Genomic DNA, 15178 nt, shown 5'->3' on the forward strand with positions numbered 1-15178 from the left:
GGCCCCGGCATCCTGTCCACGGATGCCGGGGCCCTTCTGCCTGTCTGCCTGCTCTGACGGCGTACGGATCAGGCGTGCAGCACGCCGACCTCCACCCCGTGCTCGGCGGCCAGCCGGTGGAGATCTTCGAGCTCGGCCTGCTCGACCTCGGCAAGGAAGTCGTCGCCCGTCTCACGGGCCTTCGTGAGGTCGGACTCCGTGGCCTTTATGCGCTGCAGCAGTCCTGCGGTGAAAGCGTCCATGGTTGCGCCCCCTCGGCTGGGTCGTGGGTCGATGGCACGGGGGTGTGCCCTCAAGGAAGGGGCGATCACGTCCCGCGCCGTCCGCCCTGGAGAAAGCGGGTTGTGGCGCGCCACATACAAAGCGTGATCGCGGGGTGTGAGGTCGTCCTCCCCTGGCTCCCTTCGACGGAAACCTCAACCATCGGAGAAAATCCCGCATTCCCCGGCCGGGACAGCGCCTTACAGCCGGTTTATGACCGAAAGGGGCAGGATGGAGGCCACACCCCACGAACGGACCTGCCCGCAGGGGCACAGAGGAAGGACAGCGCCGTGCGCGTACTCGTCGTCGAGGACGAGCAGCTGCTCGCCGATGCGGTGGCCACCGGACTACGCCGGGAGGCCATGGCCGTCGACGTCGTGTATGACGGAGCGGCCGCCCTGGAACGCATCGGCGTCAATGACTACGACGTCGTGGTGCTCGACCGGGACCTCCCGCTCGTGCACGGCGACGACGTCTGCCGCAAGATCGTCGAGCTCGGCATGCCGACCCGCGTCCTCATGCTCACCGCGTCGGGCGACGTCAGCGACCGCGTCGAGGGCCTGGAGATCGGCGCCGACGACTACCTCCCCAAGCCCTTCGCGTTCAGCGAGCTCACGGCACGCGTACGGGCACTGGGACGGCGTACGAGCGTGCCGCTGCCCCCCGTCCTGGAGCGCGCCGGCATCAAGCTCGACCCGAACCGCCGCGAGATCTTCCGCGACGGCAAGGAGATCCAGCTCGCGCCCAAGGAGTTCGCGGTCCTCGAAGTGCTGCTGCGCAGCGAGGGCGCCGTCGTCTCCGCCGAGCAGCTCCTCGAAAAGGCCTGGGACGAGAACACCGACCCGTTCACGAACGTGGTGCGGGTGACCGTCATGACCCTGCGGAGGAAACTCGGCGAGCCCGCCGTCATCGTGACGGTGCCCGGCTCCGGCTACCGGATCTGATCCCCGGTGGCCGCGACCCCGGCGCCACCAGCAGCGCCTCCGAAACCCACGTGGGACCCCAGGAAGGCCGAACCGCCCTTCCCGTGGCTGCGTCCCACCATCCGTATACGGCTCACCTTGCTGTACGGCGGCATGTTCCTGATCGCGGGCATTCTGCTGCTCTCGATCATCTATCTGCTCGCCGCGCAGGCCCTGCACGTGGGCACCGACCTGCCGTTCAAGATCGTCTCCGGCCAGGTGGCGAGCGACAGCTGCAACTTCCCGCACGAACCGTCGGCAGGCGAGCTCAACAACGCCATGAACGCCTGCGTCAACGAACAGCGCCAGGACGCCCTCGACAACCTCCTCAGTCGCTCGCTGCTCGCCCTCCTGGGGCTCGCGGTGATCGCCTTCGCCTTCGGTTACGCGATGGCGGGCCGCGTCCTCTCGCCGCTCGGCCGCATCACGCGCACCGCGCGCAGGGTGGCCGGCACGGACCTGTCGCGGCGCATCGAACTGGACGGACCCGACGACGAGTTGAAGGAGCTCTCGGACACCTTCGACGAGATGCTCGACCGCCTGGAGCGGGCCTTCACCGCCCAGCAGCGCTTCGTCGGCAACGCATCCCACGAGTTGCGCACCCCGCTGGCGATCAACCGCACGCTGCTCGAGGTGCACCTCTCCGATCCCGGGGCGCCGCCCGAGCTCCATCAGCTCGGCAAGACGCTCCTGGCCACGAACGAACGCAGTGAGCAGCTCGTGGAGGGTCTGCTGCTGCTCGCCCGCAGCGACAACCAGATCGTGGAGCGCAAGCCGGTCGACCTCGCCGAGGTCGCCGACCGCGCCGTCGACCAGGTGCGCTCGGAGGCCGACGCGAAGGGCGTGGAGATCCGCGGTGAGCGGGGTGCGGCCGTCGTCCAGGGCAACGGCGTGCTCCTGGAGCGGATCGCCCTGAACCTCGTCCAGAACGCCGTCAGGTACAACGTGCCGGAGGAAGGCTGGGTCGAGGTCACCACGGAGGCCCAGCACGGCCAGGCGGTCCTCGTGGTGTCGAACACGGGCCCCGTGGTGCCCGCGTACGAGATCGACAATCTTTTCGAGCCGTTCAGGCGGCTGCGGACCGAGCGCACGGGCAGCGACAAGGGCGTCGGACTCGGCCTGTCGATCGCCCGGTCGGTGGCACGGGCCCACGGGGGCCGTATCATCGCGGAGCCGCGCGAGGGGGGAGGGCTCGTGATGCGAGTCACCCTTCCTCTCTGAGATGCTGCCGCGGACGCGCCGAGGTGTTCGCTTTGCGCGGAATTTTCTGGAACTGATCCAAGAGATTCCATGTGCGATCGATCACAGGGGCGAATTTTCGGCCATCTACTCTCCGTGATCGTGAAAGTCGTCGGAAAGCCGGGAAAATCCGGGTTTTCGGGGGTCTTGATCACGGGAAGTACACGGGGTGGCGCCTGTGAAGTGCGACATCCGGACCGTGTACGGTCCCGATCGCCATCCAAACCGATCACCTCTTCAGGGGTGCGGTTGGGTGTCGATTGAGTAACAGACCTTGATGTGAGGCAAAATCTCCGCCTCAGGTCGGGCACAAGTCCGGCCTCTCACGCGTTACGTGCGCTGAGACACCGCAGACACCCAGAGGGGGAGAGCGACATGGCAACGGACTACGACACCCCACGCAAGACCGACGATGACGTCAACGAGGACAGCATCGAGGAACTGAAGGCGCGGCGGAACGACAAGTCGACCTCGGCCGTAGACGTCGACGAGTTCGAGGCCGCAGAGGGCCTCGAACTGCCCGGCGCGGACCTTTCGAACGAGGAGCTCGCCGTTCGGGTGCTCCCGAAGCAGCAGGACGAGTTCACCTGCATGAGCTGCTTCCTGGTGCACCACCGCAGCCAGCTGGCCAAGGAGAAGAACGGCCAGCCGATCTGCCGCGACTGCGACTAGGGCAGGGTCGGCCGTGACAGGCTCGACCCCGCCTAGGAAGCGCCGCTTCCGCAAGCGTGGAGCGGACCAAGAGAACGTCGCCCCCGAGGGCGTGCGTGACGACGAGCGGGGCTCTTCCCCCAACGGAAAAGCTCCGCTCGGACCAGCGAACGCCCTGGAGGCGGCAGACGACGCGACGGCGGTCGACAAGGCGTCAGGGACCCCCGGGTCCAGAGGCCGCGTTGCCGCCGTCACGGACGGAGTCAGGGCGGGCGTGCGCGCGAGCGGACGCGCCGCCAGAGCCGGCATCGGCTATCTCGCCGACCGGATCATCGAAATGGCCCCGCGGATCCCGGTCCGCGACCTGGACACCCTCCGCAAGCAGTTCCCGGGCCTGGACCCCGAGCAGCTCGCGGACAAACTCATCTCCGGCGCGGCCAACGCGACCTCGACGGTCGGAGCCGGAATCGGCGCCGCGGTGATGCTGCCCGTGCCGCCCGCGATGCCCGCGGAGCTGGCCGCCGAGATCACCGGCGTCGCGGCGATCGAGCTGAAGCTGATCGCCGAACTCCACGAGGTCTACGGCCGCCGTCCGCCGGGCAATCTCAAGGAGCGCAGCACCGCCTACCTCACGGCGTGGACCGAGGAGCGCGGCATCGACGTGGTCAAGCCCGCATCGATCAACGCGGCGCTCGGCGGCCAGATGAAGCGCGAGCTGCGCCAGCAGATCATGAAACGCATGGTGCGGAACCTCCCGAACCTGATGCCCTTCATGGTCGGCGCCGCGGTCGGGGCGGTGATGAACCGCCGGGACACCAAGAAGCTGGCTGAGCGGGTCCGTGCGGACCTGCGGAGGTCCCGGGTGCCCTGGGGCGCCCTCATCGAGCTGCCGCCCCTTGAGCAGCCCGTGCAGCCCCTGGACCCTTCGCGCCCCGGAAACCCGCCCGAGGAGCTGGGCGCCTGACGCCGCAGCCCCCCTGCAGAGGGTCTTCTACGAGGCAGAGGGTCTGCTACGAGGCCCGTACCGCCGTGAGAGCCGCCGCGAGCGCCTCGGGGTGCCGCGTCGACACGTACACGTACGGAGTCGGGTCCTGCGGGTCCGTGATCTCCACGCGCAGCGCCGTGGGGATGTAGGCGCGCAGCAGCATGAAGGCGCGCGGATCGGCCTTCGGGCCGCGCCAGGCGCGCGCCCCTTCCGCGTCCAGGACCTCGGCCTCGCCCAGCGCGGCGACCGGGATCTTCGCGTCACCCACGACGAGCGAGTCCGCCACCACGCGGATCCGCGGGGAGCCGTACGAACTGGTGACGACCGCGGCGACCGCCGTCCCGGCGACCAGGCCGCCGAGCAGCGGCAGGGTGCCGAAGGGGAGCATGATCAGCGCCATCGCGATGCCGACCAGGAGCGAGACAAGCCACCAGGAGCGGGGCGCCGTCAGGCGTTCTTCGTAAGGCTGCATGCCAGCAAGCTTGGCACGATGAGCTGAGAGGTCGGACTCGCGGGTAAGGTCTGCGGCTGTGAGTGGTACTTCAGCAGCTCTGACGCCCCCGGCCGACGCAATAGCGCCCGTCCGCCACCCCGACGCGCCCGCCCCCGGCGAGCTCATCGGAGCCCACTACGAGCACTGTTTCGGCTGCGGCGAGGGGCAGGCCCACGGGCTGCACCTCGCGACGCGGGCCGGCGAAGACGTGGGCGTCACCGCCGAGTTCACCGTCCGGGAGGCCCACCAGGGCGCGCCGGGCCTCGCCCACGGCGGAGTGCTCGCCACGGCGCTCGACGAGACGCTCGGCTCGCTGAACTGGCTGCTGCGGGTGATCGCCGTGACCGGTCGGCTCGAGACCGACTTCGTCCGGCCCGTGCCGCTGGGCACCGTGCTCTTCCTGGACGCCGAGGTGACCGCAGTCGCCGGGCGGAAGATCTATTCGCGGGCCACCGGGCGGATCGGGGGCCCCGACGGGCCCGTCGCCGTCCGTGCCGAGGCCCTCTTCATCGAGGTCAAGGTCGACCACTTCATCGAGAACGGCCGCCCGGAGGAGATCCGGGCCGCCATGGACGACCCGGACCAGACCCGCCGCGCACGTGCCTTCGAGGTGAACCCGTGACCCCTGTGTCCACCCTGGCCGCAGTACCCCGCCCCGAGCTCGACGTGCAGATCCGCCGCGTCGACCCCGAGGTGCCGCTGCCGTCGTACGCGCAGCCCGGCGACGCCGGCGCGGACCTGCGGACCACCGAAGCGTGCGAACTCGCTCCCGGTGAGCGGGCGGTGCTGCCCACCGGAGTGTCTATCGCGCTCCCGGAGGGGTACGCGGCCTTCGTGCACCCGCGATCCGGGCTCGCCGCACGCTGCGGTGTCGCCCTGGTGAATGCCCCGGGGACGGTGGATGCCGGGTACCGTGGAGAGATCAAGGTGATCGTGGTGAATCTCGATCCGCGCGAGGGCGTGCGGTTCGAGCGCTTCGACCGGATTGCTCAACTGGTCGTCCAGCAGGTCGAGAAGGTGCGCTTCCGCGAGGTGGCGGAGCTTCCCGGCTCGGCGCGGGCCGAGGGGGGCTTCGGGTCCACCGGTGGCCATGCCGCCGTGGGCGCAGGCTCGGATGAACAAACGGGTGGGAATCGATACGCATCGGTCGTATCTGACCGGGAAGGACAGTGACGTGTTCGGACGTCGCAAGAAGGACAGTGCCGCCGAGGACGCGGCGGGCGAGGCCGAGCAGGTCGTCGGGGCCCCTGACGGTGCTGACAGTGACGACACGGCCGCGGCGCCGTCACGCGTGAGGCTCGAGCCCGAGCCCCGCCCCGACGGACCCTGGGATGACTCGGAGGTCCGGGAACCCGGCGAGGGCCGGGTGGACCTGGGCGGCCTCTTCGTACCGGGTGTCGAAGGCATGGAGCTGCGGGTGGAGGTCGCGGGAGACGCGATCGTCGCCGCGACCGTCGTGCTCCAGGACAGCGCCATCCAGCTGCAGGGCTTCGCCGCCCCCAAGAAGCAGGGCATCTGGGGCGAGGTCCGCGAGGAGATCGCCTCGGGCATCACCCAGCAGGGCGGTGTCATCGACGAGGTCGAGGGCCCCCTCGGCTGGGAGCTGCGCGCGCAGGTTCCGGTGCAGCTGCCGGACGGCACGGGTGGCGTGCAGGTCGTGCGCTTCATCGGCGTCGACGGTCCGCGGTGGTTCCTGCGCGGTGTCATCTCCGGCCAGGGCGCGGTGCAGCCGCAGGCCGCGGGACTCCTCGAACAGATCTTCCGGGACACCGTCATCGTGCGCGGCGAGGGCCCGATGGCCCCCCGCGACCCGATCGTCCTGAAGCTTCCGGACGACGCCCAGATGGTCGCCGAGGGCGCCGTCCAGCAGGAGCAGCAGGAGGGCTCGCGCTTCGCGGGCGGCATGGGCCAGCTCCAGCGGGGTCCGGAGATCACCGAGGTCCGCTAGACGAACCGGACGTGTCCGGGCGCCCGCGTGCGCCCCGGTCACGGGCAGCAGCAAGGCCGATGGGCCGCATTCCCTGACGGGAGTGCGGCCCATCGGCGTTTTCGCAGGTGAGAGCGGTAGGGCGGCGGCAGACGTAAGAAAGTCGTCAATGGGGCGCCAAGGGACGTAAGGGAGCCGTCAACGGCGGTCGAATCCGGCCACGGAGGGGGTTTCCTCAAGACGTCAGATCAATCGCCTCTCATCTAGGAGCACACGATGGCCGACGTGGCCTTCGTCGTCACCACGCTCGCGGTATTCGCGCTGGTGGCGTTCATCGCCAAGGGGGTGGCGAAGCTGTGACTGCCGAGAACATCGTCGGTCTCGTAGTGGCCGTCGCCCTGCTGGGCTATCTCGTCCTCGCTCTCGTGTTCCCGGAGAGGTTCTGAGTACGACATGAGTCCTGTTCTTGCTGGTGTGCTCCAGTTCCTTGCGCTGATGGCGGCGCTGGCCCTGGCATACCGCCCGCTGGGCGACTACATGGCCGGGGTCTACTCCTCCGACAAGCATCTGCGGGTCGAGAAGTGGATCTACAAGGGCATCGGCGCCGACCCGAACACCGAGATGCGCTGGCCCGCCTACCTGCGCGGGGTCCTCGCCTTCTCCGCCGTGAGCATGCTGTTCCTGTACCTGCTGCAGCGGCTCCAGGGTTCGCTGCCCGGCTCCCTCGGCTTCAAGGCCATCGATCCGGACCAGGCGTTCAACACCGCCGCGTCCTTCGTGGCGAACACCAACTGGCAGTCGTACTACGGCGAGCAGGCCATGGGCCACGTCGTGCAGACCGGCGGCCTCGCGGTGCAGAACTTCGTCTCCGCGGCCGTGGGCATCGCCGTCGCGGTCGCACTGGTACGCGGCTTCGCCCGCTCCCGCACGGGTGAGCTCGGGAACTTCTGGTCGGACCTGGTGCGCGGCACCGTCCGCGTCCTGATCCCCATCTCCGTGATCGGCGCGATCGTCCTGGTGGCCTGCGGGGCGATCCAGAACTTCTCCGGCATCCACGGGGTCGGCCAGTTCATGGGCGGCAGCCAGGAGTGGAACGGCGGGGCGGTGGCCTCGCAGGAGGTCATCAAGGAGCTGGGCACCAACGGAGGCGGCTACTTCAACGCCAACTCCGCCCACCCCTTGGAGAACCCCAACGGCTTCTCCAACCTCTTCGAGGTCTTCCTCATCCTGCTGATTCCCTTCGCGATCACGCGGACCTTCGGGCGGATGGTCGGCTCCCTGAAGCAGGGGTACGCGATTCTCGCCACGATGGTCACCATCTGGGTCGGGTTCACCGCGCTGATGATGTGGACGGAGTTCCACCACGGGGCGCCCGCCTTCGACATCGCGGGCGGGGCGATGGAGGGCAAGGAGACGCGGTTCGGGATCGGCGGCTCGGCGATCTTCTCGGTCGCCACGACGCTGACCTCCACGGGCGCGGTCAACTCCTTCCACTCCTCCAACACCGGGTTCGGCGGCGGCCTCGACCTCCTCGGCATGCAGCTGGGGGAGATCGCGCCCGGTGGCACGGGATCGGGCCTCTACGGCATGCTGATCATGGCGATCATCGCGGTGTTCATCGCGGGACTCATGGTGGGCCGTACGCCGGAGTACCTCGGCAAGAAGATCGGCACCCGCGAGATCAAGCTGGCGGCCTGCTACATCCTCATCACGCCCGCCCTGGTGCTCGGCTTCACCACGGTGTCGATGGCGCTGCCCACGCCCAAGGACTCGATGCTCAACTCCGGTGCGCACGGCTTCTCCGAGATCCTCTACGCCTACACCTCGGGCGCCAACAACAACGGTTCGGCCTTCGCGGGGCTGAGCGCGGACACGAACTGGTTCAACACCACGATCGGTCTCGCGATGCTCCTCGGCCGCTTCCTGCCGATGGTGTTCGTCCTGGCCCTCGCGGGTTCGCTCGCCGAGCAGAAGCCGGTTCCTGCGACAGCGGGCACGCTGCGCACCGAGAAGCCGCTGTTCACCGGGTTGCTGGTCGGCGCCATCATGATCATCACCGGTCTGACCTACTTCCCCGCGCTCGCACTGGGGCCGCTGGCCGAAGGGCTCGCGTCATGACCACCGACATAAAGAAGCCAGAGGAGCCCGGCTCCATGTCCACCGCCACTCCCACCCGTACTCCCGGCCAGGCTCCGCACCAGGACGTGCCCGGCGGGCACAAGGACGCCGACCGCGTCGGCGGGGGCCTGTTCGACCCCCAGCAGCTCCTGAAGTCCTTCCCGGACGCCGTGCGGAAGCTCGATCCGCGGGTGATGGTCAAGTCTCCCGTCATGTTCGTGGTGCTCGTCGGCTCGGTGATCACCACCGTCCTCGCGGTCAAGGACCCTGGCGACTGGTTCGGCTGGGCGATCGCGGTCTGGCTCTGGCTGACCACGATCTTCGCCAACCTGGCGGAGGCGGTGGCCGAGGGGCGCGGCAAGGCGCAGGCGGACACCCTGCGCAAGGCCAAGACAGACACGGTCGCGCGCCGCCTGAACGGCACGGCCGAGGAGCAGGTGCCGGGCACCGAGCTGCGCATCGGCGACCTGGTCGTCTGCGAGGCGGGCGACGTGATCCCCGGCGACGGCGACGTCGTCGAGGGCGTGGCCTCCGTCGACGAGTCGGCGATCACCGGTGAATCGGCCCCGGTCATCCGGGAGTCGGGCGGTGACCGCTCCGCCGTCACCGGCGGCACGAAGGTCCTCTCCGACCGCGTCGTCATCAAGATCACGACGAAGCCCGGCGAGACGTTCATCGACCGCATGATCAACCTGGTCGAGGGCGCGGCCCGGCAGAAGACGCCCAATGAGATCGCGCTCAACATCCTGCTCGCGTCCCTCACCATCGTCTTCCTGCTCGCGGTCGTCACGCTCCAGCCGTTCGCCGTGTACGCCGGTGCCGAGCAGTCCATGATCGTGCTCGCCGCGCTCCTGGTCTGCCTGATCCCGACCACGATCGGCGCCCTGCTCTCCGCGATCGGCATCGCGGGCATGGACCGCCTGGTCCAGCGCAACGTCCTTGCCATGTCCGGACGGGCCGTCGAGGCGGCCGGTGACGTCTCCACGCTGCTGCTCGACAAGACGGGCACCATCACGCTCGGCAACCGGCAGGCCGCCGAGTTCGCGCCGGTGCGCGGGACGACCGAGGCCGAACTCGCGGACGCCGCCCAGCTCTCGTCGCTGGCCGACGAGACGCCAGAGGGCCGCTCCATCGTCGTACTGGCGAAGGAGAAGTACGGGCTCCGCGAGCGCCACCAGGGTGAGCTCGAGGGCGCCGAGTGGGTCGCCTTCACCGCCCAGACGCGGATGTCGGGCGTCGACCTCGTCGCGGGCGCGGGCGCGGGCGGGGGCGGGCGCAAGGTCCGCAAGGGCGCGACCGGTTCGGTCGTCGCCTGGGTCACCGGGAACGGCGGCACCGTCTCCGACGACGCGCAGGCCCTGGCCGACGCCATCTCGCAGGCCGGCGGTACACCGCTCCTGGTCGCGGCGCAGGACGAGAAGGGGGCGCGTGTCCTGGGCGTCATCCACCTGAAGGACGTCGTCAAGGAGGGCATGCGGGAGCGGTTCGACGAGCTGCGCCGGATGGGCATCAAGACCGTCATGATCACGGGTGACAATCCGCTGACCGCCAAGGCGATCGCGGACGAGGCGGGCGTGGACGACTTCCTCGCCGAGGCCACGCCCGAGGACAAGATGGCCCTGATCAAGCGCGAGCAGGCCGGCGGCAAGCTGGTCGCGATGACCGGCGACGGCACGAACGACGCGCCCGCCCTTGCCCAGGCGGACGTGGGCGTGGCCATGAACACCGGTACCTCGGCCGCCAAGGAGGCCGGGAACATGGTGGACCTGGACTCCAACCCCACCAAGCTCATCGAGATCGTCGAGATCGGCAAGCAACTCCTGATCACCCGGGGCGCGTTGACGACCTTCTCGATCGCCAACGATGTGGCGAAGTACTTCGCGATCATCCCCGCCATGTTCGCCGTGGTCTATCCGGGACTCGACAAGCTCAACATCATGAACCTGTCGTCCCCGGAGTCGGCGATCCTGTCGGCCGTCATCTTCAACGCGCTGATCATCGTCGCCCTGGTGCCGCTGGCCCTGAAGGGCGTGCGATACCGGCCGATGAGCGCGGACCGGATGCTGCGGCGCAACCTCGGGATCTACGGGCTCGGCGGGCTCGTCGCGCCGTTCATCGGCATCAAGATCATCGACCTGATCATCTCCCTCATCCCCGGTCTTTAGCTCCCCGAAAGCGTGCTGATCATCATGAACAACTCACTGGGAAGCACCGCCCGGTTGCTGGGGGCCGGGCTGCGTGCCCTGCTCATCCTCACCGTCATCTGCGGTGTCATCTATCCGCTGGCCGTCACCGGTATCGCCCAGGGTCTGCTCAACGGCAAGGCCAACGGCTCCGAGGTCAGGTCGGACGGCAAGGTCGTCGGCTCCGAGCTGATCGGGCAGCGCTACGACCTGCCGCTGAAGAAGGGCCAGGACACCGCGGAACCGGATCTGAAGTGGTTCCAGCCGCGCCCGTCCAACGGCCTGGGCTCCAACCAGGACGCGGGGGTGAACACGCAGTACGACCTGATCCTCTCCGGCGCGACGAACCTCTCCGGCGACAACAAGGACCTGATCGCGAACGTCAAGGCGGCCAAGGCCGCCGCGGTCAAGGACAACTCCACGGCCGACTTCGAGGTCAAGCCGTCGGACGTGCCGGCCGAGGCCGTCACCTCGTCCGGCTCGGGCCTGGACCCGCACATCTCTCCGCGGTACGCGGAGCTCCAGGCCCACCGGGTGGCCGAGAAGAACGGCCTCGCCGTGAACAAGGTCGAGAAGCTGGTCGACGAGCACGTCGACGGGCGGATCCTCGGCTTCATGGGTGAGCCCCGGGTCAACGTCCTGCAGCTCAACATCGCGTTGAAGGGGCTTGTGGCCGACGCCGACAAGAGCTGACGCTTCCTCAAATCCCTTGTGACTCGCGGTGCTTCGGTCTTGTGACCGGAGCATTGCGGGCCACGATCGCGTACGTCCATACTGTGCCGGTCACTCGGGGGGAGACCGGTGCGGTGAGTGGACGGCGCATGCCCGCCGTGGTGCGGAGCGGCCGGCATCACGGGATGGTGCTCGGGGCCGCCGGTCTTGCCGTCCTGCTGGCGGCGACCGTGCTCGCCGCTCTTGTCGCGCTGACCGAGAACGCCGTCGAGGGCGGGGTAAGGCAGCGGCTCACCGCGGACAGGGAAGCCGCCGTCGAGGTCGCGGGGCGCTACGGCGCCGACAACGTGCGGCGCTTGGACGGTGACGTGCGGGCCGCGGTCGACCGCACCTACGGCGACGTACCCCACCGCACACGCCTCGCCCTGCGGGCACCCGCGGCGCGCAACGACGAGCTCACCGTGACCGAGGCCGGGGGCCGCCGCCGCGAGGACGCCACCGTGTCCGTGGTCGCGATGGAAGGAGCGCGATCGCACGCGGGGCTCGTGGCGGGGCGGTGGCCGGGGGGAGGTGCGGGTACCGGTGCGGCCGGTGCGGTGGATGATCCCGTGGAGGCCGTGCTGACCAGGGCGTTTGCCGCCGAGCTCGCGGTGCGGACCGGTGACGATGTGGTCGTGCGCGGCGCCGGTGGGCGTGCGGTGCGGATGGAGGTCGTCGGGCTCTATACGACCGAGGGGCACGCTCCCGCAGTGTGGGCAGGGCTGAGCAGTACGTTCGGCACCGCCGACTCCATCGCGCTCACGGCGCGCGACGCGTTCACGGCACGGCCCGGGCTCGCGAAGGACGCGGGCGCCCTGTGGATCGGAGTGCCCGACGCGCGGGGGCTGCGGCTCGGCGACATCGGGCCGTTGTCGGAGAGGGCCGGGAAATTCGGCGGCAGCGATTCCGCGCTCTCGGTGCTGCGGGGCAGGGGGCCGGACGCCGACCTGACCGTATCGGCGGGGCTTCGCAGGGCGCTCGACCGGCTCACCACACCCATCGCCGTGGCCCGTGCCGGGCTCTACGTCCCCGCCACGCTGCTCGCCGCCCTCGCGGTCGCCGCCCTGGTGCTCACCGGGCGTCAGCTCGCCGAACACCGGCGCCCGGAGTTGGCGTTGCTTGCCGCGCGGGGCGCGGGGACGCGACGGCTTGTGGTGTCCACCGGGGTGCAGTGGGCGGTGATCGCCCTTCCGGTGGGGGTCGCCGCGCCGTTCCTCGCCGGGCCGCTGCTGAGGCTGCTCGAAGGGGCGGGGCTGCTGCACGGCGGGGTGCCGGACGCGGCCGGGATCGGTGCCGTGTGGGTGGCCTCCGCCTTCGCCGTCGCGGTGCACGGGTGCGCGGTGCTGTTGCCCACCGTGCGGGTGGTGCGGGACCGGCGGGCGGTGAGCCGCCTTCGCCTGCGGGCGGGGAGGTTCGCGGGGACGCAGCGGGTGGGGGCCGACGTGGCGCTGGCGGCGGTGGCTGTCCTCGGGTGGCTCCAGCTGAGGCAGTACCGGTCGCCGGTGACCGGTGACGGCGTCGACCCGGTGCTCGTGTTCGCGCCCGTGGTGATGACCACCGCGGCCGCGCTGCTCGTGCTGCGGCTGCTGCCCTTCCTGACGCGGGCCATCGAGCCGCTTGCCCGGCGGGGCAAAGGGCTCGTGCTGCCGCTCGGCGGGTGGCAGATCGGGCGGCGCGCGGCCCGGCACGCCGGGCCCGCCCTGGTCGTGACGCTTGCCCTGGCCGTGGCGGCGTTGAGCAGCACCGCCCTTGCCATTCTCGACCGGGGGGACCGGGATCAGGCCGCGTTCGCGGTGGGTGCGGACTTGCGGATCGAACCGGGGGAGAGCGTGCCGTCCGGGGAGCGGCGGGCGACGTACGGCGCGCTGCCGGGCGTCGACGCCGTTACTCCTGTGGTGACCACGGAGGGCTATATCGGGCAGGACGCGGTGTCCGTCACCGGGATCAACACCGGGCGGGGTCCGGTGCCTTCGCTGCGGGGGGATCTGGCGGAGCGGCCGGTGCGGGAGCTTGTCGCGCCGCTGGGGGAGGGGGTGGCCAGGCACGGGCTTCCTGTTGAGGGGCAGGGGCAGGGGCAGGGGCAGGAGCAGGAGCGTGGGTCGGGTGAGCTTCCGCTTCGGGTGCGGCTCTCGGTGGATGGTCCGGGTCGCGGGGTCGTGCCGGTCCGGATGACCGTCTTCTTCGAGGACGAGGACGGGCTCGTCCACTCAAGTGCCGTGCTTCTTGAGGAAGGCGGCGATCGGGTGGTGCCGCTGAAGGTGCCGGTGCGTGGTGGGGGCGGGGGTGGTGAGGGCGCGGGTGGTGAGGGCGTGCGTGGTGAGGGCGTGCGTGGTGGTCTGCGGATCCTGCAGATCGACCTGAGCATGGTGGGCGAGACGGTGCGGCGTACCTACCGGCTCCGTGTCGACCGGGTGCCGGGGCTCACCGAGGAGGCCGAGTGGCGCGACCTGCGCGAGGACGCGCCGGACCGCTACGGGGCGGGGTGCCCCGGTGCCGAGCCGCCGCGCGGGGCGGTGGGGGAGTCGCCGGGGCCTGTGCTCTGCGAGGACCGCCCCGGAGCCGGGGTGCTGCTCGACGCGGTGCTGCGGGGGCCCGACACGCGGCTCAAGTACCCGACATGGAGCGTCCGGCTCGGCACGGACAGTGCCAAGGGGCGGCCCGCGGCGCCCGCTCTCGCCGATCGCGCGCTCCTCGAGTCCGGGGCAGTACGGGTCGGGGACGTCGTGACCGTGCGGCGCAGCACGGGCGGCAGTGCGCGGCTGAAGATCGTCGGGCGGATCGAGGCGGTACCGGGCGTCGCGCGCGACCGGCCCCGGCTGCTCGCCGACTCGCGGGCGATGGCTGCCCAGTTGGTGCTGAGCGGGGCGTTGCCGGGGGCGGAGAGTGTGTGGTGGGCGGGGGTGGGAGTGGAGGAGGGCCGGGGCGATGCCTCCGCCGCGTGGCAGGCGGTGCGGGACCGGCCCCGGCTCGGGACGGCCGTGGATGTGCCCCACGCGCGCGTGCAGCTCGGCGAGGATCCCCTGCGGCGCGGAGCACGGGCGGGCCTCTGGCTCTGCCTCGCACTCGCCCCTGCCTTCGCCGTCATCGCCTTCACCCTGCATACGGTGCTTTCGGCGCGGGCGAGGGAGCGGGAGTTCGCGCTGCTGCGGGCGCTGGGGGTACGGCGGGGCCAACTCGCCGCGTACTTGTGGACGGAACAGCTGGCCCTGGCGGGCGCGGCGGCACTCCTGGGCACGGCACTCGGGGCGGGCCTCGCGGCGGTGATCATGCCGGTCGTGACGGTGGACGCGGCCGGTGCCCCGGTCTTCCCCGGTCTGCTCACGGAGGTCCCCTGGGTGCGGGTCTGCCTGGCGGCGGGCGGGGTGACGTTGGTGATCTGCGGGGTGGTGAGCGGGGTGGCGCGGGTTTTGGGGCGGGTGGATCTGGGGCGGGTTTTGCGGGCGGGGGAGGACGTATGAGGGGGCTGGCCCCTGGGCCTGGTGCGGGGGTGGGGTTGGGGCGTTTGCGGGTGCGGGTGGGTGTTGGCATGTCCGTCCTCGCTACCGCTGGTGGGTGCTGGGCGGGTGCGGGTGCGGGTGCGGGTGCGGGTGCGAGGGCGGGTGCGGGTGCGGTGCGGGGGCGGTCCGTCTGTGGGTGCGGGGCCGCGCC

Annotated in this window: 14 protein-coding genes; 12 read left to right on the forward strand and 2 right to left on the reverse strand. The window is 70.5% G+C overall.

What is annotated here, in order from left to right; all coding sequences use genetic code 11:
* Nucleotides 1-68: 68 nt before the first annotated feature.
* Nucleotides 69-242, reverse strand: coding sequence for a hypothetical protein (locus tag ACWFR3_RS09395; RefSeq protein ID WP_351173867.1), 174 nt, complete (start codon nucleotides 240-242; stop codon nucleotides 69-71).
* Nucleotides 243-551: 309 nt separating this feature from the next.
* Here ACWFR3_RS09395 and ACWFR3_RS09400 point away from each other — a divergent pair, with 309 nt between their 5' ends.
* From ACWFR3_RS09400 to ACWFR3_RS09415, 4 genes are all read left to right on the forward strand, one after another.
* Nucleotides 552-1205, forward strand: a complete 654-nt coding sequence (locus ACWFR3_RS09400) for a response regulator transcription factor (protein ID WP_135331070.1) — start codon at nucleotides 552-554, stop codon at nucleotides 1203-1205.
* 6 nt (nucleotides 1206-1211) lie between these two features.
* Nucleotides 1212-2444: a sensor histidine kinase gene (locus ACWFR3_RS09405; protein WP_453733969.1), complete on the forward strand. Its 1233-nt coding sequence runs from the start codon at nucleotides 1212-1214 to the stop codon at nucleotides 2442-2444.
* A gap of 393 nt (nucleotides 2445-2837) precedes the next feature.
* Nucleotides 2838-3134, forward strand: a complete 297-nt coding sequence (locus ACWFR3_RS09410; RefSeq protein WP_055563079.1) for a DUF4193 domain-containing protein — start codon at nucleotides 2838-2840, stop codon at nucleotides 3132-3134.
* A 13-nt stretch (nucleotides 3135-3147) separates the two neighbouring features.
* A complete protein-coding gene (locus tag ACWFR3_RS09415; protein ID WP_453733970.1) occupies nucleotides 3148-4077 on the forward strand; it encodes a hypothetical protein in 930 nt (309 codons plus the stop codon).
* Nucleotides 4078-4123: 46 nt separating this feature from the next.
* Here ACWFR3_RS09415 and ACWFR3_RS09420 read toward each other — a convergent pair whose 3' ends face one another.
* Nucleotides 4124-4570 carry a DUF3093 domain-containing protein gene (locus ACWFR3_RS09420; protein ID WP_453733971.1) on the reverse strand — a complete coding sequence of 149 codons (447 nt, stop codon included), beginning with the start codon at nucleotides 4568-4570 and terminating at the stop codon, nucleotides 4124-4126.
* Between the two features lie 58 nt (nucleotides 4571-4628).
* Here ACWFR3_RS09420 and ACWFR3_RS09425 point away from each other — a divergent pair, with 58 nt between their 5' ends.
* The 8 genes from ACWFR3_RS09425 (at nucleotide 4629) to ACWFR3_RS09460 (ending at nucleotide 14988) form a co-directional block, all read left to right on the forward strand.
* Nucleotides 4629-5213, forward strand: coding sequence for a PaaI family thioesterase (locus ACWFR3_RS09425; protein ID WP_365858313.1), 585 nt, complete (start codon nucleotides 4629-4631; stop codon nucleotides 5211-5213).
* A gap of 44 nt (nucleotides 5214-5257) precedes the next feature.
* Nucleotides 5258-5764 (forward strand): dUTP diphosphatase, encoded by a 507-nt coding sequence (gene dut, locus ACWFR3_RS09430; RefSeq protein ID WP_453734036.1) that lies wholly within the window; start codon nucleotides 5258-5260, stop codon nucleotides 5762-5764.
* A 1-nt stretch (nucleotide 5765) separates the two neighbouring features.
* Nucleotides 5766-6539: a DUF3710 domain-containing protein gene (locus ACWFR3_RS09435; protein WP_453733972.1), complete on the forward strand. Its 774-nt coding sequence runs from the start codon at nucleotides 5766-5768 to the stop codon at nucleotides 6537-6539.
* Nucleotides 6540-6874: 335 nt separating this feature from the next.
* A complete protein-coding gene (gene kdpF / locus ACWFR3_RS09440) occupies nucleotides 6875-6964 on the forward strand; it encodes a K(+)-transporting ATPase subunit F (protein ID WP_033264828.1) in 90 nt (29 codons plus the stop codon).
* A gap of 7 nt (nucleotides 6965-6971) precedes the next feature.
* Nucleotides 6972-8636, forward strand: a complete 1665-nt coding sequence (gene kdpA, locus ACWFR3_RS09445; protein ID WP_453733973.1) for a potassium-transporting ATPase subunit KdpA — start codon at nucleotides 6972-6974, stop codon at nucleotides 8634-8636.
* Nucleotides 8633-10801 carry a potassium-transporting ATPase subunit KdpB gene (gene kdpB / locus ACWFR3_RS09450; protein ID WP_453733974.1) on the forward strand — a complete coding sequence of 723 codons (2169 nt, stop codon included), beginning with the start codon at nucleotides 8633-8635 and terminating at the stop codon, nucleotides 10799-10801. Before kdpA ends, kdpB begins: the two co-directional genes overlap by 4 nt.
* 24 nt (nucleotides 10802-10825) lie before the next feature.
* Nucleotides 10826-11512, forward strand: a complete 687-nt coding sequence (locus ACWFR3_RS09455) for a potassium-transporting ATPase subunit C (protein ID WP_453733975.1) — start codon at nucleotides 10826-10828, stop codon at nucleotides 11510-11512.
* 113 nt (nucleotides 11513-11625) lie between these two features.
* A complete protein-coding gene (locus ACWFR3_RS09460) occupies nucleotides 11626-14988 on the forward strand; it encodes an FtsX-like permease family protein (protein ID WP_453733976.1) in 3363 nt (1120 codons plus the stop codon).
* The last annotated feature ends 190 nt before the right edge of the window (nucleotides 14989-15178 follow it).

It is taken from the genome of Streptomyces sp. NPDC055189 (genome assembly GCF_053606765.1).

What these genes read in the sequence shown, in the direction of transcription:
- kdpB (WP_453733974.1), top strand. Translation starts at nt 8,633, where the DNA reads ATGACCACCGACATAAAGAAGCCAGAGGAGCCCGGCTCCATGTCCACC.
- ACWFR3_RS09410 (WP_055563079.1), top strand. Translation starts at nt 2,838, where the DNA reads ATGGCAACGGACTACGACACCCCACGCAAGACCGACGATGACGTCAAC.
- kdpA (WP_453733973.1), top strand. Translation starts at nt 6,972, where the DNA reads ATGAGTCCTGTTCTTGCTGGTGTGCTCCAGTTCCTTGCGCTGATGGCG.
- ACWFR3_RS09420 (WP_453733971.1), bottom strand. Translation starts at nt 4,570, where the DNA reads ATGCAGCCTTACGAAGAACGCCTGACGGCGCCCCGCTCCTGGTGGCTT.
- ACWFR3_RS09395 (WP_351173867.1), bottom strand. Translation starts at nt 242, where the DNA reads ATGGACGCTTTCACCGCAGGACTGCTGCAGCGCATAAAGGCCACGGAG.
- ACWFR3_RS09455 (WP_453733975.1), top strand. Translation starts at nt 10,826, where the DNA reads ATGAACAACTCACTGGGAAGCACCGCCCGGTTGCTGGGGGCCGGGCTG.